A 21,032-nucleotide genomic window follows, 5' to 3' on the forward strand; every position below is an offset into this window, starting at 1 on the left:
TCTTGAATTCTAATCCGACGGGAGGCATCCGGGCCTCCCGTCCTAATCACAATCACTTAGTATGAAAGAGAACAAACCCTGCCTTTTGTTATTGAATGACATCCACATCTCGAAAGACAACATCCCTGCATTCCAGGCCAACTGGCAGGAGGCCATGGGAATTTGCAGGGAACGGGATATCCGGGAAGTGGTTGTCGGAGGAGACCTGTTCTTTTCCCGTGCCGCCCAGACACTCGATGTCCTGCTGGCCGTCAGGGATATGCTTGTATCCGCCGCGGACCATGACATTCATGTCACGCTGGCGGAAGGGAACCACGACAAGGTGAACCAGGAATCCCTGCGCGGATATTGTCATGTCTTCGACCGGCATCCGAATGTGACTGTCGTGGATGAGTACCTGACCCTGTGCCGCCCGGAATGGAAGTTCGCGCTCCATGTAATGAGCTATTTTCCGGAAGACGGCTCTTTTGCCGAAAGGCTCGGACGATTGGCTGCGGAAGCGCTTTCCGGAGAACCGGAGCACTTCCTCTACATCCATGAGGGTATCAACGGGGCATTGGCACAGCCTTCGGAAAAGGAACTGCCTGCCAGGATATTCTCTCCTTTCGACAAGGTCTTTGTCGGCCATTACCACAACCGTACCGTCATTCCGGGGACGGGAATCGAATATATCGGTTCCTCGCGCCAGCATAACTTCGGGGAGGACGAGGAGAAAGGATACACGGTGCTGTATACGGACGGCACGTACGAGTTTGTCAAGAACCGCGTGAACATGCGGTACCGTGTCATGGATATGCCGGCGGAACGTGCCGGGTTGCACCTGATGGACGAGCTGCGTGAAATGGAGGCCGATGGTCGCTACAAGGTCAAGGTGCGTGTCCATGCACCTGCCGCCGCGATGAAATCGGTGGACAAAGCCGCCTTGCTGGAAGCCGGAGCGGCGAAGGTAGAACTGGTTGCCGATGACGAGCAGCTGCCGGAGGCGGTATCCTCTTCGCTCTTCGAGAAATTCGACAGCCGCCGCATCCGGGAAACCTACGAGGACTTCTGCCGGGAGAAACAGATCGAGGATGTGTCGATGGGATTGGAGTATTTATCTAGAATAGAAAACAGATCATGTGGAAATTAAAGACGATAGAAGCCGAAAATCTCTGCGCCTTCCGTTCGCTGTCCTACATGCTGCGGCAAGGCGTGACGACATTGATTTTCGGCGATAACCGGGACAATGAGTCCCAGCAGTCGAACGGGGCCGGCAAGTCTGCCCTGTTGGAATGCATTGCCGTGGGTATCACGGGCAGCCCGCTTAGAAAGATACGCTCGGAGGAGATTATCAACGATGCAGCGGAAGAATGCCGTATCGCTTTGCGTTTCATCAACGATTCCGCCGCCGAGGAACTGCTCGTCAACCGCCGTATCCCGCGCAAGGGGGCTTCCTCTGTCAGCTGTACGCTTTACCGTGGCGGCAAGCAGGTGGTAACCGATGAAGCGGTACAGCCTTCGGTGGATGCCTATAACCGGTATATTCTTGACAAACTGGGTATCACACGCGACGAGCTGCTCAACAATTTCATCCTTTCCAAATACCGGTATGAGGATTTCCTCTCGTCATCGGACAAGGAGAAGAAAGAGGTCATCAACCGCTTTTCCAACGGTATCCTGGTGGATGAAGCCATCGCCAAAGTGGAGGAAGACATCGTGCCGCTCTCTGAAAAGAAACGGCAGGTGGAACTGGAACTGGCCGGGTTGGACGGGCGTATCGGGATGTTACAGGAGCAGATACGCAAGGAGGAGGAAGCCGGAGCCGAGCGGGGGCGTACCCGTGTGGAACGTATCATGGGACTGGAAACGGCCATAGCGGCCAAGAGGGAGCAGATCCGTACCGGGCACGAGAACGTGGACAGGCTTGAGGAACAGCTTGCCGGAGTGCAGCGGGCGGACGAGGCTTTGCAGGAACTGGAAGCCGGAGATACCGCATTGGAAGCATGTCTGGAAAAGATAGCGGAAATGATGTCCCTCTTTCCCGATGCCCGGCAGACGGACTGGGACAAGGTCATTGCCGAAAAGAAAGGACGGTTACAGACCGCCACAGAGCGGCTGAAGGATTGCGATGCCGTCTTGAAGCAGGCGGAACAGGAACTGAAAAACAGGACTGACGGCTGGGAACAGTTCAAGAAGGAGTATGCCGCATTCTGTGAGGCATACAGGGATCAGTCCGATACGACTGCGGAGAGACTGCGGGAAATCGACATCCGTCTGCGCGACCTGTCCGGCAGCATCGAGGAACTGCGTCATAAACGGCGTATCGTTTCTGCCGGTATTGACGGCCTCTCGAACAAACTGGCCGGCTCCATCACCTGTCCTTTCTGCGGGCATGAGTTTCTGGTGGCAGAACCACAGTTCGACATCGAGGCCGGCATGAAGGAACTGAAGCTCCGTCAACGGCAGCTCACGGAAATCAACGGCCGTATCGATGAGAAGCAGGAGGAGACGGATGCCGTGGAGTTGCAGCAGAACCGGCTGAACCATGAGCGCCGGATATTGGAAGGCAGACGCACCGGATGGGAGGAGCAGCTGGCCGGGCACGAACGGGCCATCAGGAATGCCACCCGCCACGTGGAAGAGGTGGAAAGCGGGCATAAACGCATCGCTTCCGAAATTACCGCCCTGCAAAGTGAAATCGAAGGTGTCCGCCGCAAGGTATTCGACGAGGTGTTCGGATTCATAGACGAGCGCAATGCCGCACTGAACCGCGGCATACGGGTAGGCAAGGAAGATATACAGGCTGCGGCCTGCGCCATCGACACTTTGCAGGCCACGATCCGGGAGCTGGATGAGGCGGCTTCACCCGACCTCATACAATCGCTCAAGGACACTCTCCGTGAAACGCGCGGGAAGTCCAACGAGGCGGCAGGGCGCAAGACGGCCGTCGATGCCCGGGTCCGTGCCCTGGAGATACAGCGGGAACGGTTCGTGCAGTTCAAGACCTATCTGGCCAACACGAAAATCGAGGCGCTCAGCCGTATCACCAACGAGTTCCTGCAAGACATCGGCAGCGACATCCGTATCCGCTTCGACGGGTATACCGTCCTCAAGAGTGGTAAGGTAAGGGAGAAAATCTCCATCTCACTGCTGCGCGACGGCATGGACTGCGGCTCGTTCGGCAAGTTTTCGGCAGGCGAAGCCGCCCGTGTGAATTTGGCGACCATCCTTGCCATGCAGAAACTCGTGAACAGCAACTGCGACGGGGACAAGGGACTGGATCTGCTCGTGCTGGACGAGATACTCGAGGCGGTCGATGAAGCGGGGCTGGCCTCCATGTTCGAGGCGCTGAACTCGCTCGGCGGTACCGTGCTGGTAGTCTCGCACGGGAATGTGGCTGAAGGCTATCCGCATAAACTGGTAATCGTGAAAGAGAATGGCGAATCGAGACTCGGAGAATAGCGTACTGACCCGGGAGCAGGTACTGGCGCTGGACATCGCCACGCATACCGGATACTTCTCCCTGCATGAGGCCGGGACATGGAACTTCACCGAAAGCAAACGGCGCAACGGCAACAAGATGCACGGCGCTTTCAGGACTACGCTGCTCTCGCTGCTCCGTCGTTACGGCATCCGCCGCGTCGTGGCCGAGGATGTGAGCGTGAACCGCCATTTCTACGACATGCGGCGGCTCTCGGAACTCAGGGGTATCCTGCTCGAAGTGTGCGATGAACTGGATATCCCGGAACCGGAGTTCGTCAACCCGGCTGTCCTCAAGAAATGGGCGACGGGAGACGGACACGCCACCAAGACGCAGATGGTCGCGGCCTGCAAGGACAGATACGGTATTGTCCCGGTGGATGACAATGCGGCGGATGCCTGCCACCTCTTCTACTATTACATCCGCAGGCACAGGCTGTGACAAGCCGACAACGGTTTGGATTTTTTCCGGGCGGCGGTAATGCTGCCGCCCGTTTTTTCAATTGACGCTCACGGTAGCTGACAGATTAGGACATGAGATTCATTATCAACCTTTTCAGTCAGTGGAAACGTGGAAAAGAAAGATGTGTTTATTGCGGTTCTCCAGCCTGAAGACGAATCCGCGAGACAGAGGGCGGAACTTCTCAGAAAATATGTGATGCCGCACAAGAATCTGATATACAGCATTTGTATCAAATATACCTATAACCAGGAGGACATCGAGGACAACTACCTCGAGGCGTTGGCCAACTTCTTCAAGTATATGGACAGTTATGACCCGGCCCGTCCGGTAAAGACCTGGATCTATGCCGTGACCAAACGGCTTGTGGCGGACCTGAACAACCGCAACAGGAACCGCATGCCCCCGGACGACAATATCGACATTTCGGAAATATCCTCTTCGCTGTCGGATGAGGACGAACCGTCGGGAAACAGCATGGGGATGGACAACTACCGCGAGTTCTATAACGATGACATCCTCTGGGCACTGGACCGGCTCAAACCGATTTACCGGGAAGCCCTGCTCTTGCAGCAGGCTGGTTACAAACTCGGGGAAATCATGGAAATCACCTATAACAACGGTACTTTGCAGACCAGGAACGTAGAAACGGTAAAAAGCCGCATCTTCCTAGCCAAGACGCAGCTGCGCAAACTATTGACACGCGATGGAGAGAAAAGAATGGATTGACGGATGCCGGAGGCTCTTTACACGGCTGGTCCGCACCACGGTGTGGGCGGATTTTGTGTTCCCTACCGGCGGCAAGTCGGACAGGCAGCTCGGGATGTGTTTCGACGGCTTGTGCCGGGAGGTCGTCTCCGTCAGTGCGGAACGCCTGTCCGACTTCTGTATCTGCCAGACATATGCCATTTCCGGATATGATACCGCGTATCGCAGGAAATGGAACGTCTCCCATTCATTCGGAAAGAAAGCCATCGGCCGCTATCTCCGCTCGGGAAAGGAACGCCGCTACCGGGAGGACCGGTGGCTGAAGAGTTTCGGGCTGTCACGGCATGATTTGGCGCGGGCAGTGGAAGACCGCCGCAGCCATCCGTTCGGGCGTTTTATTTATCCGGAATACGAGGAGACGACCAAGCGGCGACTGCTCTCCACCGAAGCGGGATATCTCGTCTGTGCGCTCTCCACGCTGATGTGGACGCCTTTCTCCCCGTCATGCTCAAAATGTGCGAAAGCGGAGCCATGCCGCAGAAGGACACAGGCGCGCTATCCGGAACTGTACCGTATCCGCTGTGAGGCGTGGCGGAAAAAGGAGGCGAAGCCATGAGTGCCGTCAATCCGCTCAGTGCCGAGTTCCTGTATGAACTCTATGCCACGGCGCTCAGACAGGAACCGTTGTGTGCTGTCCTAGCCCGGCATATGCGTAAGGAATACCTGCCGGACCGTTCGTTCCAGCAGGTACAGGAGGCGATAGCCGTACACTTCAAGACATACAAGACACCGCCGTCGTATGCCGTGCTGGCACAGACCTTCCATGAGGATTACGACGCCATCGAGCTGATAGACACTTTCCGGGAGTATGACGAGGGACAGAGTGCCGAGGTGATGACCGACATGCTGGAGTCCTACATCAAGGGGGTCCGGTTGCAGTCGGTCTATGCGGAGGTCGGGAAACTGTATAACGAGAACAAACAGGACAAGGCGGAGAAGACTCTTCGGGAATATGCCGAGTGGCTGGCAGGGTTCACGCTGAAGAGTTCCTCGTTCGTCGATGTGGCCGCGACTTTCAAGGAGCGTTTCGAGAGGAACCGCCGGCGCGAGGAGGAAGAGGAACGCTCGGCCGCCCCTCGTGTGTCCCGCTTCTACATCCCGTATCTGGATGCGCTCAATGCCGGACGTAACCTGCGAGGTCAGCTGACCTGTTTCCTGGCCAGCACAGGCGTGGGAAAGTCGCACATCGCCAAATGGATCGGTGTCAGGGCGGACATCGATGACGGGCTGCATGTGCTGCATTTCCAGCTGGAAGGTTCGGAAGAAGAGGCGTTGAACGCCTATTCCGGCGGACTGATTTCCAGGAACGCCTACTATTACGAGCGGGGAAAGATTTCGGATACGGAGATGAGACATCTGGAAAAACTGGTCGCCTCGTATGCCGGAAGCATCACGGTGCGCAGTTACCCGCGTTTCAATGCCCAGGTCTCGACACTCGACATCAAGAACGGCATTTCGGAATACAGGAAGCTCAAAGGATATAATCCGGACATCGTGATTGTGGATTCGATGGACTTGCTGACGGATGCCAACCGCCGTTCATGGGGAGCCGACCATGAACGGGCGAAGCGTATCGCGGTGGCTAATGACCTGAAGGACCTGGCGGCGGACGAAAAGGTATGGATGGTGGTGACTTACCAGTCTACCATCGAAGACCGGGAGTGGCTGAATGACGAGCGGAACGTGCTGACCGAGTACAACTGTTCGGAGGCCAAAGGTCTGGCCCGCCCGTGCACGCACCTTGTTTCGCTCAACCAGTCATCGGCTGAAAGAAAGGAGAACGTTATGCGCCTGCACGTGGCCAAAAGCCGGTTCTTCAAGAAAGGAGACACTATCAGGATTGCCACCGACTACGACAATGAGGTGTTCTATGACGGGCAGAGGACACTGAATCTGAACAGGGAATAAAAAGCCATCGATCCGGATGCGGCGTGTCGGTGGCTTTTTGACTTGTAACGACTGGAATGTTGAGAATATATGGCAGCTTACATGCGTAAAACCAATTCCGGACAGATACGATTTTTATTGTATGCCCTTTGTATTCCGCCATATCGTCCGTTCCCCATGTTATCAACAGCAGGTTTTCACATTTCAATTCCTCTGCCGCCTCCAAGACTTTCAGTTTCCGCTCACGGGTCTTGGCGTTCGAGATATCATACGACCTTTGTTCGAGGAAAGTTCGAATGACCTCGCAAATACAAATCCGTTATTTGTAGTAATTGGAAAACGATACTTTTCATTCAGTATGTTTATTGTACTGCACAAAAAATACGCTTTTTTTATGTAGAGAGTGATCATTTTAGAAAAGTACATCTCTACACCTGATAATCAGCCAATGCTGATTATCAATCTCCTTATTTATATATTGTTTTATCGATTAGACAAAAGCAGTCATTTTTTGTCCAGCCGGGAAGACAATTTCTCTTTTCCTTTGGGTGGAAAGACCTTCCATGATTCTGCCGGTCTATTTTTATTGGGCTAATCCGGATTCTTTTTCCAAACATTTCAAACCAACCTGTAGCGGTCACGACTATACCTTAATATGGAACTGTCGGTACAGGAATATCAATATCTGGTTTCGGAGATAACCCGCGAGACGGGTGCCAAACGGGACGGGAGCGGTAAGAACCTTATCGTTCCGCGCTGCCCGTTCTGCGGAAAGTCGGGCGGTAAGTTCGGTATCTACATCGGCAAGGCGACTGCCCACCGCCGGCCTTTCATGGCCCACTGCTTCTCCTGCGGGGCATCCACCCGTACATTGGAGCAACTTCTGGCGGCTATCGGTCGCATGGACCTGATGGTTTTGCAGACAGCTGACATTGCCGCACCGTTGAACCTGCACCTGCTGGAGAAGGACGAGGCGGAAGAAATAGACGACGAACTGGTGCCGGTCGAATTGCCGGACTTTTACAAGCGCACTTTCCGGCATCCGTATTTGCAGCGGCGCGGCTTCTGTTTCGACGATTACGAGTATTTCCCGGTCGGGATAACCGGCAGGCTCAATCCGCGCTACGCGGACTATGTCGTCTTTCCGGTCATCGATGACTGTACGGTTGTCGGCTATGTCTCCCGCCATACCTGGCCGAAAGAGGATATAGACGCCCACAACCGCAAGACCAGACATAGCGGCGGGTACAAGATCCTGCGTTACCGGAACTCCACGGAAAACGACTTTTCCAGACTCCTTTATAACTACGATGCCGTCCGTATGGATGAAACCGATACGGTCATCCTCGCGGAAGGTATTTTCGATGTCATCGCCCTGACCCGCAGACTCGAACTCTATGACAATTCCCATGTCGCAGCCGTGGCCACTTTCGGAAAGAAAATATCCGATGTACAGATCTACAAGCTGCAATCGAAAGGCGTCAGAACCGTAGTCATCGGTTACGATGGTGATGCCGTCGAGTCGGTAAAGCGGACGGCTGAACGGCTGAAACCCTATTTCGAGGTTTTCATCGCGGACATTGCTGATGCCGCCAAAGACTGGGACGAACTCACGGAAGCGGAAATCTACGGGATTTTCGCCTGCCGCCTGCTGTCCGTCCTTGAATACAAACTCAAAAAAGTACAGGAAAGATGATACAGGAACTTTTCTCATGGCTCGATGCACAACGGATAACCTATATCCCGGTCGATACGGAAGTGGTGGATATTCCCGGCTTCGGGCGGCTTTTCACGGCCGACCTGTCGGGAGTGGAATCCATCTTCCGCGGCGACGGGGACAAGCTCGTGTTCAACCTGATGGAAAGTCCGGATGTGCTGATGGAAGAAGGAATCTTCCATGTGGCCTTCCCGTTCGGCAGGAACTGGTACTACTATGACCTGCGGGAAGAATTCCGTTTCAACCTGCTGAAATATATCGGCCGGCCCAAGCCTCCGGTACATGATGTACCTTTCGTGAACCTCGGCATCCATACCTCCTACGAGCTGCTGAACGCCTGCTGCTCGCCGGAAGATTTGTGCCGCAAGGCGAAATGGCTCGGGCATACGGCTGTCGGCATCTGCGACCGCAATACAATGGCCGCCACGCTGAACCTTCAGAAGGAGTGCGCCAATACCGGGCTGAAACATATATTCGGCTACTCGCTGACAATGATGCACGAAGAAGAACGTGTCGGGCTGAAGATTTATGCCTTGGATAACGAGGGGCTGCATAATCTGCTGCGCATCCAACGGGCCGTCATGGTCGATTCGGAAGACAACACCCTCCGCTATGAACAGCTGCTGATGTATGCCGCAGGTTGTGTGGTGGTTTTCGCCATCCGTTCCGTCTACTGGATGGCCGGACACCCCAAACAGGTGAAGCGTATCCGGAAAGGTGCCGAAGCGGTCTATTACCAGGTCGACGCCAACGAATACAAGGCGGACCGCATCGACAGGGAGCAACTAGAAGCCCTGAAATATTATTTCGGCAACTGTTATGATGCCGACACGGATTCATTTACAGTAGAACCAGTCCTGATTCCGGACTGCTACTACATGGACAAGGACGATGCAGGGTACAGAATCGTGGTGAACAAGATTGCCACGGGAGCCGCCCATGAACAGAGCGATGACCAGTATTTCAAGACAGCGGATGAATTGTATGACACGCTCCGTCCTCTGTTCTCCGGGCAATGGGACTTCGATTCCCTGTTTAGGCGCATGTGCCGTCCCACGGTGGAGATTGCCGGACGTGCGGACGCCTCATTCGAGACCGGGCGAATGTTCATGCCGGAATACCGTATGCGACCGGAAGAGCGGGAACGGTATGGTGACCGCCGTACGATGTTCCTCCGACTGCTTGACGACGGGCTGGACCGGAAAGTGCCGGAACCGGAGCGGGAACGCTATCGGGAACGGCTGGACGAGGAAGTCTATATCATTGAATCGACCGACAATGTGGACTATTTCCTGGTGCAGTGGGATATGGTGCGGGAGGCGCACCGGAGAGGCATCGCAACTGGTATAGGTCGCGGTTCCGCCGGGGGCTCGCTGGTTTCCTACTTGCTTGGCATAACCTCCATCGACCCGCTGAAATACGACCTTATCTTCTCGCGCTTCCTCGTGCCGGAACGCTGCGGGCTCAGCTGGAAAGACGAACTGACGGTGCTTGCCCCGGACATCACACTCGGCAAGGGCGAACGCTATGTGGAGATGGAATCTGAAGGCAAGACTTACCGTCTGTGCACGGATGCCCGGATGCGGGTAATCCGTAACGGAGAAGAGCGGACGATATACGCAGATGAATTGATGTGTGGCGACGAAATCCTTTTTGACCGCCGAGATTGCTTGTGGAACCTAAAGGAACTCGAAACCCATGAATCCGACCTACGAACACCACCGTCCCTATGACGGTTGCGACCTTTACCGGGGCGATGCACTCGATGTGCTGCCCCTGCTGGCTGAAGAAGGCATCACTGCCGACATGGTATTGTCAGACCCTCCATACGGTACGACACATTGTCGATGGGACGCCGTGATAGACATCCCCGGGATGTGGAATGCTGTACAGGGCATATCCAGACCTGACACTCCCGTACTGCTGTTCTGCCAGCATCCTTTTACGAGCCTGCTGGGCAGCTCCAATCTCCGCAGGCTGCGGTATGCCTGGGTATGGGAGAAGACGCAGGCGACAGGCTTCCTAAACGCCAGGCGTATGCCGATGAAGGCGCACGAGGACATTCTGGTCTTTTACGACAGGTTGCCGAAGTATCATCCGATCAAGACGGACGGGCACAAGCGCAAGGTCGTGATGGCCGAACATCAGCGGAAATGCGATGCCGGCGAGATATACCGGAAGCACGATAATTTCCGGGATTACATATCCACGGAACGCTATCCGCGCAGTGTGCTGAAATTCAAGACGGACAAGCAGCTCTCCTGCCTGCACGCGACACAGAAACCTGTCGCCCTGCTGGAATACCTGATACGCACCTACACCGACGAAGGAGACATCGTCCTCGACTTTGCGATGGGCAGCGGCAGTACAGCCGTGGCCTGCCGGAATACGGGACGCCGGTTCATCGGCGTGGAGATAGACCTGGGAATTTTTCAGACAGCACTAAACCGTATAACCCATGGCTGACACCCGGGAAATCTGGGTGGATATCAAGAACTATGAAGGAAAGTACAAGATCAGCAACCTCGGGCGTGTCAAGAGTCTGGAACGGCAAGTTTCGCATGACGGTATCACCTGGACACAACCCGAACGTATCATGTGTCATTGGTGTGGGACGACTTCGCTCTATGACTGTGTCCGACTCTACAAGGGCGGTGTCGGAAAGAAGTTCTCCGTGCACCGTCTGGTGGCACAGCACTTCCTGCCCGACTGGAATCCGGGACTGGAGGTGAACCATATCGACGGGAACCGCGACAACAACCGTGCGGATAACCTGGAAATGTGTACGCACCAGCGGAATATGGAACATGCCATAGCGGGTGGCCTCAAACGGGATTACGGCGAGAAAAGCGTGAACGCCAAACTGACCAACGGGCAGGCGGAAGAGATACGGGTGAGGTATTCCTCCGGCCAGGCTTCCCAGAACAGCCTGGCAAAACAGTACGGTGTCAGCCGCCAGACGGTAAGCGCGATAATACGATACAAGAAATATATCAGATGAAAGTAACACATATAAGAATCAGGAAAGCAGACGGACCGCTGACGGTCATGGATGCCTTTGTGGACAAAGGACTGACAGAAGGCGGCCACGCTTCGCTGCCGGACATAGATGTCGACTATGCCTCCGACCGGCGGCAGGAGATCAAGGATTACCTGGAAGAACGGTACAACGCGGACGGCCGCCAGCGTGTCTTTTCCGCCGGCACCTTTACCACGATGAAACTGAAAGCCGCCTTGAAGGACGTGGCACGCGTACACCGCGTGCCTCACTCCATCGTGAACTATATTACCGCCATGATAGATGACGGCACGGACTGGACAGGACTGTTCAGACAGGCTGCCTTCAACAGAAAACTTCGGGACTTTATCCAGACCTATCCGCTGGTCATCGAGGACGTGCAAGGATTGCTCGGACAGCCCAAAGCGGCCTCCATACACGCCTCGGCCATCGTTGTCACACCGGACACGCGGGACGGCAGGCCCGCCGAATGCTTCGATTTCCTGCCGGTCCGTAAGATGGACGGGGCACTGGTATCGGAGTTCGACGGCTATTCGGTCGATGAGATCGGATTGTTGAAGGAGGATGTGCTGGCGACAAAGGAACTTGCCAAACTGAGTGCCGTCATCGCGTTGGTCAACCGGAATTTCGGGCAGGAACTTACTATCGGGCGTATTACGCAGGATATGCTGGAAGACGGGAAGACCTACCGACTGCTCTCGGACGGCAACACGCAGAATGTGTTCCAGTTCTCTTCGCCGGGCATTACCCGGTTTATCCAGGATGTACAGCCGGAGTGTATCGAGGACCTGATCGCCATCAATGCCCTGTACCGTCCCGCCACACTCGACATCGGTGCCACCGATGATTATGTCCGTTTCAGGCGTGGCGAAGTGGCCCCGGTCTATAACTACGGCTGTTATGAAGCAACGAAGAACACTTTCGGAATCATGGTCTACCAGGAGCAGTTCATGTCCGTTGCTCATACGCTCGGGGGATTCGACCTCGGGAAGACCGACTATCTGCGCAAGGCCATAGGAAAGAAGAAAGCCGACCTGATGGCCACGCTGAAGGCGGATTTCATTGCCGGAGCCGTCGGGAACGGATGCCCGGACTATGAGGCGGAGGAAATCTGGCACAAGATAGAGGTAGCCGGGAAATATTCGTTCAACCGTTCCCATGCCGCGGCATACGCCCTTACAGCCTATTGCGGGGCATGGCTCAAGGCCAATTACCCCTCGGCATTCTACACGGTGGCATTGCAATGGGCGGACGACAAGGAGATTCCTTCGTTGATGGCGGAGATGGAACGCTGCTCGTCGGCCAAGATCGTGCCGCCGGACATCAACCGCTCCGGGACGGAGTTCTTCACCGACTATGCCACCGATGAAATCTTCTGGTCGCTTACCCGTATCAAACAGGTCGGTGTCAAGACAGTGGAATACATCGTCACGGAACGCGACCGGGGCGGGGCATATACCGGTATCGAGAACTTCATCCACCGCATATTCCGTTACAAACTCAAGAAATACAGTTACTGGGACGACCCCGACAACGCGGAAGAGGCCGTGAAAGTCCCCGTGAACGCCCGGCATGTCAAGCACATGATCCTTGCCGGATGCTTCGACCGTATCGAAAAAGTCGGGGCGGTTACCGAACGCTGCGCGCTGCTCGAACGCGCAGCACGGGAACTGGGATTCTCCCTTTCTGAAAAAGACTTCCCGCAGGACATGCGCGGGCGGCATTTCTTCTGGTCGCAGCAGCAGATTGCCGTGTCGGGCATAGGCAGCATCGATTATCGCCGCATCTTCAACAATTCGGAAGCCCGCAGGCAGGTCAAGGGAAAAGCCTCTTACCTGACCCTGGACGAGGTGGCACGGGACGAGAACGACGGCAGGCGTGCGACTGTCTGCGCCACGGTGGTGGATGTAACCGAACATACCTACAAGGACAGGGAGACGGGAAGCCGGAAGCGTTTCGCCAAGCTGACACTCTCCCAGAACAACCGTCTGGCGGAATGTGTATGCTGGAACGACTATTACATGGAACACCACACCGTGATCCAGTCGCTCAAAGACCGGGTGGTCATCCTCACTGCCGTCATCCGTTACAGCGACTACAACGGATGCAATACATTACAGACCTATAGGAACTCATTGTTATTCATTCAATCCTGAAAAGATATGGCACCCAAGACAGAACAGAAGATATATGTAGGCATCGGGCTGGACTTCGAGACCGGAGGGCTGGACTGCCGTGAATGCGCCTGTACACAGATCGCCCTGCAAGCCGTCCGTTTCGACACATGGCAGGTATTCGACCGCTATCAGGCGTATATCGCCCCCTACGGGAAACAGGACGCGGGGCTTCCCCGACGCAAGGTGTTGCGTACCCGCCATGAACAGGCGAAAGAACCGGAATATGTCCCGATGAAGTACGAACAGACGGCATTGGACTATTCCGCCATTACCATGGAGATGCTGCGCACACAGGGTGTGGACATGAAGAAAGTCGCCGGAGAAGTCATCGCCTTCGCCAAACGCAGCACCCTCTCGAAGGGCTATCAGTGCAAGCCCGTGCTGGTCGGACAGAACATCGCTTTCGATATCGGATTCCTGCAACAGCTGATGAACTATGCCGGACTGGCCGCCGAGTTTGAAAAGACCTTTTCCGGTACCAAGGACTATTACGGCAACTTCCAGCCGCACTACATCGACACGCTTGTCATGGGACGGTTGGCTTTTGCCGCTGATCCGGAGGTTACTTCGTATAAACTGGAACTGGTAGCCTCAAAATTGGGGGTGGAACTGGACGATGCCCACGATGCGGCTGCGGATGTGACGGCCACGCTTGACATCCTGGGGGTCTATACCTCCCGTCTGCGCCAGACGGAAGGGGCGGCAATCGCTACACAGAAGAAAGAGAAAACCCGTAAATATTTCAAGATATGAGTATGGACACGAATAAGGAAGCCCAAGGCATTGACCGGGAACAGATTCCCGAGACCATTACATTCCGTACGGCGGACCGGATGACCTACGGGGCGCTGGGCTATGACGGGAACGAACTGATGGCGTTCATATCGGGCTACGACCTGGAAATCAAGTTCAACCTGCGGCTCATCAACTCGCTAGCGGATGCGGAGGCGTGTGCCGATGCGTTGGCCCAGGTATTCTATGACGCATTAATGGAGCAGTTGCTCAATGAAAAGGCGGATTTTGTAAAACCTCCGGGATACAAACCCGCTACTCTTTCAGAAAAGGAAGGAAGAACCGATGTCAGACAAGATAACGAACACGCAGGATAGGCCGGAAGAGAAACCGCTCACGGAGCAGGAGCTGCAATTCTGCAACCTCTATGTGAACGGCGGGCTGGAATATGCCGGACGGCCGAAAAAATGCTTTGTGGAGGTATTCGGTGAGGATACGGTGAAGAACCCGTATGCTTCGGCCAATTACCTGATGAACAAACCGCATGTGCTGGCACATATCAAGGCATTGCTCTCCTCGGAACGGTTCGAGATGGAGACGATGGCTGTAAAGCTGCAGGTGACCGAGACTCTCAAGGCAATCATGGACGAGACGGCCACTTCGGACTATACAGACCGTTTCGGTGTGCCGCTCTCTCCGGCACCGCTCAGGGCCGTGTCGGTCAATGCCGCCAAGGCGCTGATGGATATCTTCCCCATCAGGCACAAGGAGGAGAACCGCCTGCGTATCGAAGGCAGCGACGGCAATGTTATCTTCAATGTAATCGTACCCCAAAATCCTGTAAAAGATGGCGAAGCGGAAACGTAAAATCACTAAGGAAGAAATCGCCTGGTGGGTCTATCTGGCGATGATGATCGCGCTTGTCATCTATGGGTTCCGGGATAGTGCGGCAGCCGAGACTCTGCTGAGGGCTATCAGGGACGCATTCTCACTTTTAATGGAATAAGATATGGAACAACTCAAAGAATTTGTAATGAAGTACTTCAAGATCATTGTCGTGGTACTCTCGTTCTCGCTGACACTGTACATACAGCATGTCAACAACACCGCCCAAATTGCAGAACTGGAAACCAAATGTATCGGTTTGGAAGTGGAAATCAAGAACCAGTATGACCGTATCAACGCCATGAAGCTGGACAAGTCCGTGTTCGAGGCAACCATGATGCAGCTCAACACGGTACAGAATGACCTGCACGAAATCCGTGCCGATATCCGTGAACTTCTCAAATGTCAGGGAACGCACAAGTAAAAACATCATGGAAAGACCAGTTATGAAAAAGAATGCATACGTTACCATCATCGCTTCGCCTGAACTCTCCGAAATGAGGTTGGACGAACTGGTCGGTCGCCGTGGACTGGTCGTTGAAGACCTCCCGCAGAACCGAAAAAAGAACCGGGGCGGTCTTGTATTGTTGGAAGAAATCTATATGGATGAATTTCTGTGGTTCATCCCCGAAGAATCAGTATCATATGAGTAGATTAAACAGAATACTTCTGGCAACGGTGTTGCTGCTCTGTAGCATCCTCTGGCTGCAGCACCGGCGGACAATACGCCTCACGGAAGAACGCGACCGATTCCGCATGAACAGCACCGCACTGCTTTCCGATGTGAAGCGGATGCAGATCGATTCAGCGACGATGGTCCTCGATGCCAAGGCATTGCGGCTGACTATAGATGAGTATAAAGAGTTCCGTGCCAAGGATGCCGAGACCATCGAAAGGCTAGGCGTGAAAATCAGGAACCTCGAAGTGGCTGCACGGCATGAAGTCGAAGTGAAAGCCCCGATAGATGCCGCCATCCGTGACACGCTCATTATCCGTGATACCGTTCCACTGCTGCGGCAGAAGGTGGAGATGGTTACACCGTATATCCAACTTACCGGGTTGATCGAGAACAAACGGCTCAAAGGCGACATCAAAGTTCCGGTAACCCTCAATCAGGCGGTTTGGGTAGAATACAAGGGATGGTGGTTCTGGAAGCGTGTAAAGGCTATCCATCAGTCCATTTCCAGTGACAACCCGTATGTGGAAATCAGGTATTCGGAATATATACGCATACAGTGAAAGAACATGTGTCTTTTATATGTGAAAAGTTCCTGTGACGCCGGTGCGCCAAGGGACTTTTTGCTTTTAGATGTGTTAAAGGCAGATGAATATTCATGCAATGGTTTCCCCGGGATTAGTTTTCAGGTGAAAAATTAAATAACAGATATATTCATGGCAACAATAAAAGTTAAATTCCGTGCCTCTTCCGTCGAGATGAAGGAAGGCTCGCTCTACTATCAAGTGATTCACAACCGTCTGGCAAGACAAGTACATACCGGCTACAAGCTTTTTCCCTCGGAATGGGATGCCGGCATTTCCGAGATCGTGATGGATTCCGGCACGGAAGGGGGGGCGCAGGAATTACCTGCTCTCCGTGAAGACTGCCCTAGCAGAAAACTTGTCCCGTTTGAGAAGCATCATCGCACAGCAGGGATGTTTTTAGAAAGCCTTTCAAGCTCCCGTCCGTGTTTCGAAACGATAAATATCTATGTATCTGACGCATGTATTGTCTCGTTCATCCATAAACCCAAATCGGTTTCCCTTGCGGCATTTTCAAGTCTCTCAAGTAAGACTATTGTTGTCTGTTTTCTTCACTTCTATTCCCTTTCTTGTCGATGTAATACCATTCGTCGCTTTTCCAATAGTGGTATTCTCCGTCCGAACCCGGCACTTCTTTCATTTCTCCCTTGTCGGTTACTTTTGCCTTGCCGTTCTCGAATGGGAAGCCGAAGGCGAAGCGGGGCTTGATGACCGTCCTGCCGCTTTCGTCCGCGTACCCGATACGCCCTCGCTTGTCCACGATACGGTACAATCCCTCGCTGACATAATCGTTGCCATTGTCACATTGAAACACGCCGTAGTGTTTCATGGAACTGCAACCGCATAATAACATTATCACAATTATCGTTGGAATTTTGCTCATTGTCTAAATTTTAAAATATCAGAACCATAAACTATTACCATTCTTCCCGCTCATTGATACACAAAGAAAAGCCAATAGGCTATGCCCAAATTAATCAGAAACAGACCAAGCGGCAATAGTAACTGAAGCCAGAAATAGTTTTTATCCTTTCTTTCAGGATAAAGGCGGTAATAGGCACGCTCCCGCGCTTTGGTAAAGTACTTCTTTTCAATCTTTGAATACACCTCTACTGCTGCCCAGACCAAGCCGACAGACAAAGCTGACGGCAGCCACAACGGTATTACCCAGTATAGGAATCTTATTATAAGAAGCGAAGGGACAACAGCGAAAACCCACAAGAAGATAGCATCCAACGGCATAGACCACCTGTTGTGGATGCGTCGTATGCGACCCGCATAATACAGGTGGTCTATTATGCTGAACTTATATTTCCGTTTGAAAGCCATAGCTGATTTCCATTTTTACAAAAATACTGTTTTTACGGCAGACAAAGAGCATCCGGCACATTGTTTTTCGGCATAACGTGGTGATTGAGTGGACGAAAAACATTATTTTTGCGTTCGGAATCACGATTATCGGCTATGGCGAGTAGATTTCTGCAAGTATTATTGTCGGCAACTGTAGTGGCTTTCATTGCCGTAGGGTGTGGCAACAGAGGTTTCAATCCTCCGTCTGACGAGGATATGATTCATAATTTCTATGCCCATGAAGATGCGTTTAATGAAATAACCGAAATTCTGTTGAATTGCCCGTATGGCGACATTTACCCTCCGTTCTATCCAATCGGGAGCGCAACGGATTCATTGTGTTTGTCAAGTCTTGGCAATGAAAAATGCACGCGTCTTGATTCCCTGCTTGCATCGGTGGGTGGTAGGAGATTGTATTTCAAAAGCCGGCATACTTTGTGGCAGATTGAACATGGCGATTTTAGCTCAATTCCTCCCATTGAGGAACTGCCCGACACCATTGTTCCAAGCATCTCTATCATTTACTATTCTGCCGGTTGGTCTGTCGGGCCGAGTGTGGACAAGCAGTATGCTTACAGGTTCGCGGAGGACTCAACCTATGCGGTCAATTGGGAACTGAACGACCTGATTGAGCTTGTTAGGAATGATCCGGATGCACCGGGCGGTATGGCATCAAGACACATTGAGGGCGATTGGTATATTGAATTATGGTATGACAAATGATAATTATGCAATGAAAGTTACCGATATATACGAAGCTATGAACAGCAAGGCGGAAGCGTTTTTCGAGTGGTTGCAGGCTCACCCTAAATACGGGTTGCTGTTTGGTGTCGGGTTGCTTGCCCTATGGCTTGCAGGGTTGCTGTTCCGTTGGAAATGGGCATGTGAGTGGCAGTTTCATGGAAAGCTATGGTTCTTTGATGATTGCAAACCCGAAACACGCCGACGGATTAAGATAGTGCTGGTCAGCGTTCTGATTATCCTCATATTGGTCGATTTCTTTGTATGGAGGTGAGAGCATGGATAAGGACAATCGCAAATACCGGTTCTGCTTCATCGACTATATGTGGTATGTAGCCGAAAAATGGAGCGAGCGAGAGCATAACAATCTCAATGGGAGAATGTTGCTTTTCCTATGCTGGCTGTTTGCCATAACCATACCGCTTGGAATACCGCTACTATTTCGCCTTTTCAGTTGGATAATTGCTTTTGCCATAGTAATGATTCTTTGCTTTCTTCCCGACTTATTTTGCCAGCTCCGTTACACAGCCGGGCGGCGTGAAGCGCTCCGTAAATATTACGGAAAGATGAAACACTCCGGCAGGAAGCTCGCCAAAATAGTCCTTATCGTCATCGCCCTGACCGTAGCGAATTTCCCACTAATGTTTCACTTCGGATTTATACATTGGGCATGACAATGCCTGCCACTACCGCCACTGCAATGACAACGGCATAGTACACCTCTATCGCCTTTTTCCAATATAGAGGACGCAAATCAAGTTCTTCTCGGATTTCCATTCTCCAATCAGAAGGTTTGAACTGAAATCCGGAGATGCACCATGCTGCGACAACCGCCCATCCGATCAATATGCCGGTAACTATTTTCTGACCGTTATTCGGGTCGTCTTTTAGCGTAAGTAATGCCACCAAAATTAATGAGAGATAGGGAAGTCCAATTATCCCACCAGCCCGACGCTCCACCCAATCATGCCCCCCTTTCCTTCGCAGCATATCGTAGGCAAGGATGTATGCGGTTTTATGTATCATCGCAATCAAGCGAAATAAATGAGGTCTTCCTGTTTCTGCTCTTTTCATACTTTTGTAGGTTTTAAAATTCCGTATCTTCCGTCCATTCCAGAGAGTCCACCGGACAAAGCCCGGTGTTTCTCACCTCGTACCACCCGGTCAGCAGTACCCTTATGCTGTCCGGCGTATATCCCTTGACCCATGTACATTCGACAAACTTCTGGCTGCCGTCTTGGATTTCATCAAAGGTGGCATGGTTCAATAGCCCTACACGGAACTCTCCTCCCATATCTTCCTCCCTTACCTGCATGACATAGACCGGTTGCCCGTATCGGGATGTGCGACCGTCCTGATTAATCAGATATTGCAAGGCTTCGCTGGGTACTTCCTGACGGGCTCCTACCGTGATATGCAGCGCAAGGTAATCCCTCCACCTTTGCGGAACTTCCGTCCGTGTGTTCTCCACCGGCTCCGCCTTGCGCCCGTCTATCCGCATCAGTGTGCTTGGCAACAGGTACATTTCGGCAATCATCAGAAAGCCGAGGGAGAACAGGAAGAAGTAACATCTGAAGGGGCTGAACCTGCGTCCCTCATAGTGCTGCATGACCGCTTCCCTTCGTGAAAACGGGTATATCCGACCATTCGATAGATAGTGGAGAATTGCGACGATTCCGGCTATCATGGCGACTGTAAACCACTCAAATACCGTGGAGTCGAAAAGGAAATGAGCGGTTGTAAGGAAGATCGGCTCATAGATAAATATCATGATGCAAAGCATCAGCATGGACTCCCCGTCGGGGCGTCTTGGCTCGCCCTTGTAATGCCTCTGTGCCATTTCTCCCAACCAGAACAGGTAGTCGAAGAAATAATAGCGCCGTTGTCGTTCTTGCTCCTTATAGTCCCGTTTCTTCATTCTAAATATAATATTTGGTGGCTAACCGACCTTTAGGGGAGGTTACGCCGTTTGCTATCTACCGTTGTTTGATTTCTTTCGTTTAATATGTCTTTGATTAATTCCGGTACAGAAACAAAACGTACCGAAAGACGGAAACAGGATTTATTTCGGTACGCTTCCCCGATCGGTACAAAAAACACGCAAAAAACGAAAATACTACTTTTAGTCTTTTAGTATATTAGTATTTTGACTATATTTGCGGACATGACAACCATTTAAAAAACTGAATTTATGAGCAAAGCAAAAGTAATCTCCGTATTGAATCACAAAGGGGGAGTAGGAAAGACTACAACCACGATCAACCTGGGCGGCGCGTTACGTCAAAAAGGGTACAAGGTTCTTTTGATCGACCTTGACGGACAAGCCAACCTGACTGAATCGCTGGGCTTCTCTGCGGAGCTTCCCCAAACGATCTACGGTGCGATGAAAGGCGAATACGACCTGCCGATCTACGAGCATAAGGACGGCCTTAGCGTCGTTCCCTCCTGCCTGGATCTCTCGGCCGTTGAAACGGAGTTAATCAACGAGGCCGGGCGGGAACTTATCTTAGCCCACCTTATCAAGGGCCAAAAGGAGAAATTCGATTATATCCTGATCGACTGTCCCCCCTCGCTGTC

General features: G+C 52.7%; 26 protein-coding genes. 22 read left to right on the forward strand and 4 right to left on the reverse strand.

The features are described from left to right. Window positions 1–61 precede the first annotated feature (61 nt). The 18 genes from ABUA47_RS02695 to ABUA47_RS02780 all read left to right on the forward strand — a co-directional run bounded on the left by ABUA47_RS02695 (window position 62) and on the right by ABUA47_RS02780 (window position 16,343). Window positions 62–1,129, forward strand: coding sequence for an exonuclease SbcCD subunit D (locus ABUA47_RS02695; protein ID WP_004293565.1), 1,068 nt, complete (start codon window positions 62–64; stop codon window positions 1,127–1,129). After that, on the forward strand, window positions 1,117–3,441 hold the full coding sequence (locus ABUA47_RS02700; RefSeq protein WP_004293564.1) for a hypothetical protein: 2,325 nt from the start codon (window positions 1,117–1,119) through the stop codon (window positions 3,439–3,441). Before ABUA47_RS02695 ends, ABUA47_RS02700 begins: the two co-directional genes overlap by 13 nt. Further along, entirely contained in the window at window positions 3,416–3,901 is a 486-nt protein-coding gene (locus tag ABUA47_RS02705; RefSeq protein WP_004293563.1) for a crossover junction endodeoxyribonuclease RuvC, read from the forward strand. The genes ABUA47_RS02700 and ABUA47_RS02705 overlap by 26 nt, the downstream gene beginning before the upstream one ends. 129 nt (window positions 3,902–4,030) lie before the next feature. Next, on the forward strand, window positions 4,031–4,648 hold the full coding sequence (locus ABUA47_RS02710; RefSeq protein ID WP_008672743.1) for an RNA polymerase sigma factor: 618 nt from the start codon (window positions 4,031–4,033) through the stop codon (window positions 4,646–4,648). Further along, the gene (locus tag ABUA47_RS02715; protein WP_008672745.1) at window positions 4,626–5,243 is read left to right on the forward strand and encodes a hypothetical protein; all 618 of its coding nucleotides are present in this window, start codon (window positions 4,626–4,628) and stop codon (window positions 5,241–5,243) included. The genes ABUA47_RS02710 and ABUA47_RS02715 overlap by 23 nt, the downstream gene beginning before the upstream one ends. After that, a complete protein-coding gene (locus ABUA47_RS02720; RefSeq protein ID WP_004293560.1) occupies window positions 5,240–6,595 on the forward strand; it encodes a DnaB-like helicase C-terminal domain-containing protein in 1,356 nt (451 codons plus the stop codon). The genes ABUA47_RS02715 and ABUA47_RS02720 overlap by 4 nt, the downstream gene beginning before the upstream one ends. A gap of 634 nt (window positions 6,596–7,229) precedes the next feature. Beyond that, window positions 7,230–8,270 (forward strand): toprim domain-containing protein, encoded by a 1,041-nt coding sequence (locus ABUA47_RS02725; protein ID WP_004293559.1) that lies wholly within the window; start codon window positions 7,230–7,232, stop codon window positions 8,268–8,270. After that, window positions 8,267–10,024, forward strand: a complete 1,758-nt coding sequence (locus ABUA47_RS02730; RefSeq protein WP_004293558.1) for a PHP domain-containing protein — start codon at window positions 8,267–8,269, stop codon at window positions 10,022–10,024. The genes ABUA47_RS02725 and ABUA47_RS02730 overlap by 4 nt, the downstream gene beginning before the upstream one ends. After that, entirely contained in the window at window positions 9,990–10,757 is a 768-nt protein-coding gene (locus ABUA47_RS02735; RefSeq protein WP_009316563.1) for a DNA-methyltransferase, read from the forward strand. The genes ABUA47_RS02730 and ABUA47_RS02735 overlap by 35 nt, the downstream gene beginning before the upstream one ends. Continuing rightward, window positions 10,750–11,292: an HNH endonuclease gene (locus ABUA47_RS02740; RefSeq protein WP_004322855.1), complete on the forward strand. Its 543-nt coding sequence runs from the start codon at window positions 10,750–10,752 to the stop codon at window positions 11,290–11,292. Before ABUA47_RS02735 ends, ABUA47_RS02740 begins: the two co-directional genes overlap by 8 nt. Beyond that, a complete protein-coding gene (locus ABUA47_RS02745; protein ID WP_009316564.1) occupies window positions 11,289–13,466 on the forward strand; it encodes a DNA polymerase III subunit alpha in 2,178 nt (725 codons plus the stop codon). The genes ABUA47_RS02740 and ABUA47_RS02745 overlap by 4 nt, the downstream gene beginning before the upstream one ends. 6 nt (window positions 13,467–13,472) lie before the next feature. Next, window positions 13,473–14,240, forward strand: a complete 768-nt coding sequence (locus ABUA47_RS02750) for a PolC-type DNA polymerase III (protein ID WP_008860772.1) — start codon at window positions 13,473–13,475, stop codon at window positions 14,238–14,240. Then, window positions 14,237–14,596 (forward strand): hypothetical protein, encoded by a 360-nt coding sequence (locus ABUA47_RS02755; protein WP_009316565.1) that lies wholly within the window; start codon window positions 14,237–14,239, stop codon window positions 14,594–14,596. Before ABUA47_RS02750 ends, ABUA47_RS02755 begins: the two co-directional genes overlap by 4 nt. After that, on the forward strand, window positions 14,565–15,086 hold the full coding sequence (locus ABUA47_RS02760) for a hypothetical protein (RefSeq protein WP_009316566.1): 522 nt from the start codon (window positions 14,565–14,567) through the stop codon (window positions 15,084–15,086). The genes ABUA47_RS02755 and ABUA47_RS02760 overlap by 32 nt, the downstream gene beginning before the upstream one ends. Then, window positions 15,067–15,225, forward strand: a complete 159-nt coding sequence (locus ABUA47_RS02765) for a hypothetical protein (protein WP_008860769.1) — start codon at window positions 15,067–15,069, stop codon at window positions 15,223–15,225. Before ABUA47_RS02760 ends, ABUA47_RS02765 begins: the two co-directional genes overlap by 20 nt. Window positions 15,226–15,228: 3 nt before the next feature. Beyond that, on the forward strand, window positions 15,229–15,528 hold the full coding sequence (locus ABUA47_RS02770; RefSeq protein WP_004322861.1) for a hypothetical protein: 300 nt from the start codon (window positions 15,229–15,231) through the stop codon (window positions 15,526–15,528). Window positions 15,529–15,550: 22 nt separating this feature from the next. Further along, the gene (locus ABUA47_RS02775; protein ID WP_008860768.1) at window positions 15,551–15,757 is read left to right on the forward strand and encodes a hypothetical protein; all 207 of its coding nucleotides are present in this window, start codon (window positions 15,551–15,553) and stop codon (window positions 15,755–15,757) included. Further along, entirely contained in the window at window positions 15,750–16,343 is a 594-nt protein-coding gene (locus ABUA47_RS02780; RefSeq protein ID WP_008860767.1) for a DUF6549 family protein, read from the forward strand. Before ABUA47_RS02775 ends, ABUA47_RS02780 begins: the two co-directional genes overlap by 8 nt. Before the next feature lie 553 nt (window positions 16,344–16,896). On the opposite strand, the gene ABUA47_RS02785 is transcribed toward ABUA47_RS02780, so the two are convergent. Then, the gene (locus ABUA47_RS02785) at window positions 16,897–17,217 is read right to left on the reverse strand and encodes a WG repeat-containing protein (protein ID WP_217731581.1); all 321 of its coding nucleotides are present in this window, start codon (window positions 17,215–17,217) and stop codon (window positions 16,897–16,899) included. Between the two features lie 80 nt (window positions 17,218–17,297). Further along, window positions 17,298–17,693 (reverse strand): hypothetical protein, encoded by a 396-nt coding sequence (locus tag ABUA47_RS02790; protein WP_009316570.1) that lies wholly within the window; start codon window positions 17,691–17,693, stop codon window positions 17,298–17,300. A gap of 135 nt (window positions 17,694–17,828) precedes the next feature. Here ABUA47_RS02790 and ABUA47_RS02795 point away from each other — a divergent pair, with 135 nt between their 5' ends. From ABUA47_RS02795 to ABUA47_RS02805, 3 genes are read left to right on the forward strand one after another with little or no spacing between them, the layout of a single operon-like run. Then, window positions 17,829–18,437: a DUF4948 family protein gene (locus tag ABUA47_RS02795; RefSeq protein ID WP_009316571.1), complete on the forward strand. Its 609-nt coding sequence runs from the start codon at window positions 17,829–17,831 to the stop codon at window positions 18,435–18,437. A gap of 10 nt (window positions 18,438–18,447) precedes the next feature. Beyond that, window positions 18,448–18,729, forward strand: coding sequence for an Imm17 family immunity protein (locus ABUA47_RS02800; protein WP_009316572.1), 282 nt, complete (start codon window positions 18,448–18,450; stop codon window positions 18,727–18,729). A gap of 4 nt (window positions 18,730–18,733) precedes the next feature. Beyond that, complete coding sequence (locus ABUA47_RS02805; RefSeq protein ID WP_018665652.1) at window positions 18,734–19,129, forward strand: hypothetical protein; 396 nt, start codon at window positions 18,734–18,736, stop codon at window positions 19,127–19,129. Here ABUA47_RS02805 and ABUA47_RS02810 read toward each other — a convergent pair. Together ABUA47_RS02810 and ABUA47_RS02815 are read right to left on the reverse strand one after the other, a co-directional pair. Next, complete coding sequence (locus ABUA47_RS02810) at window positions 19,113–19,481, reverse strand: hypothetical protein (RefSeq protein ID WP_018665651.1); 369 nt, start codon at window positions 19,479–19,481, stop codon at window positions 19,113–19,115. The genes ABUA47_RS02805 and ABUA47_RS02810 overlap by 17 nt on opposite strands. Before the next feature lie 61 nt (window positions 19,482–19,542). Next, on the reverse strand, window positions 19,543–20,373 hold the full coding sequence (locus ABUA47_RS02815) for a hypothetical protein (RefSeq protein WP_009316574.1): 831 nt from the start codon (window positions 20,371–20,373) through the stop codon (window positions 19,543–19,545). Window positions 20,374–20,646: 273 nt separating this feature from the next. On the opposite strand from ABUA47_RS02815, the gene ABUA47_RS02820 reads away from it, so the two are divergent. Beyond that, window positions 20,647–21,032, forward strand: a 386-nt coding sequence (locus ABUA47_RS02820; RefSeq protein WP_349831417.1) for a ParA family protein, incomplete at its 3' end; no start/stop codon positions are given.

The sequence above is a fragment of the Bacteroides sp. RTP31139st1_H2_RTP31139_211217 genome, from assembly GCF_040227615.1.
GTDB classification, from domain to species: Bacteria; Bacteroidota; Bacteroidia; order Bacteroidales; family Bacteroidaceae; genus Bacteroides; species Bacteroides uniformis.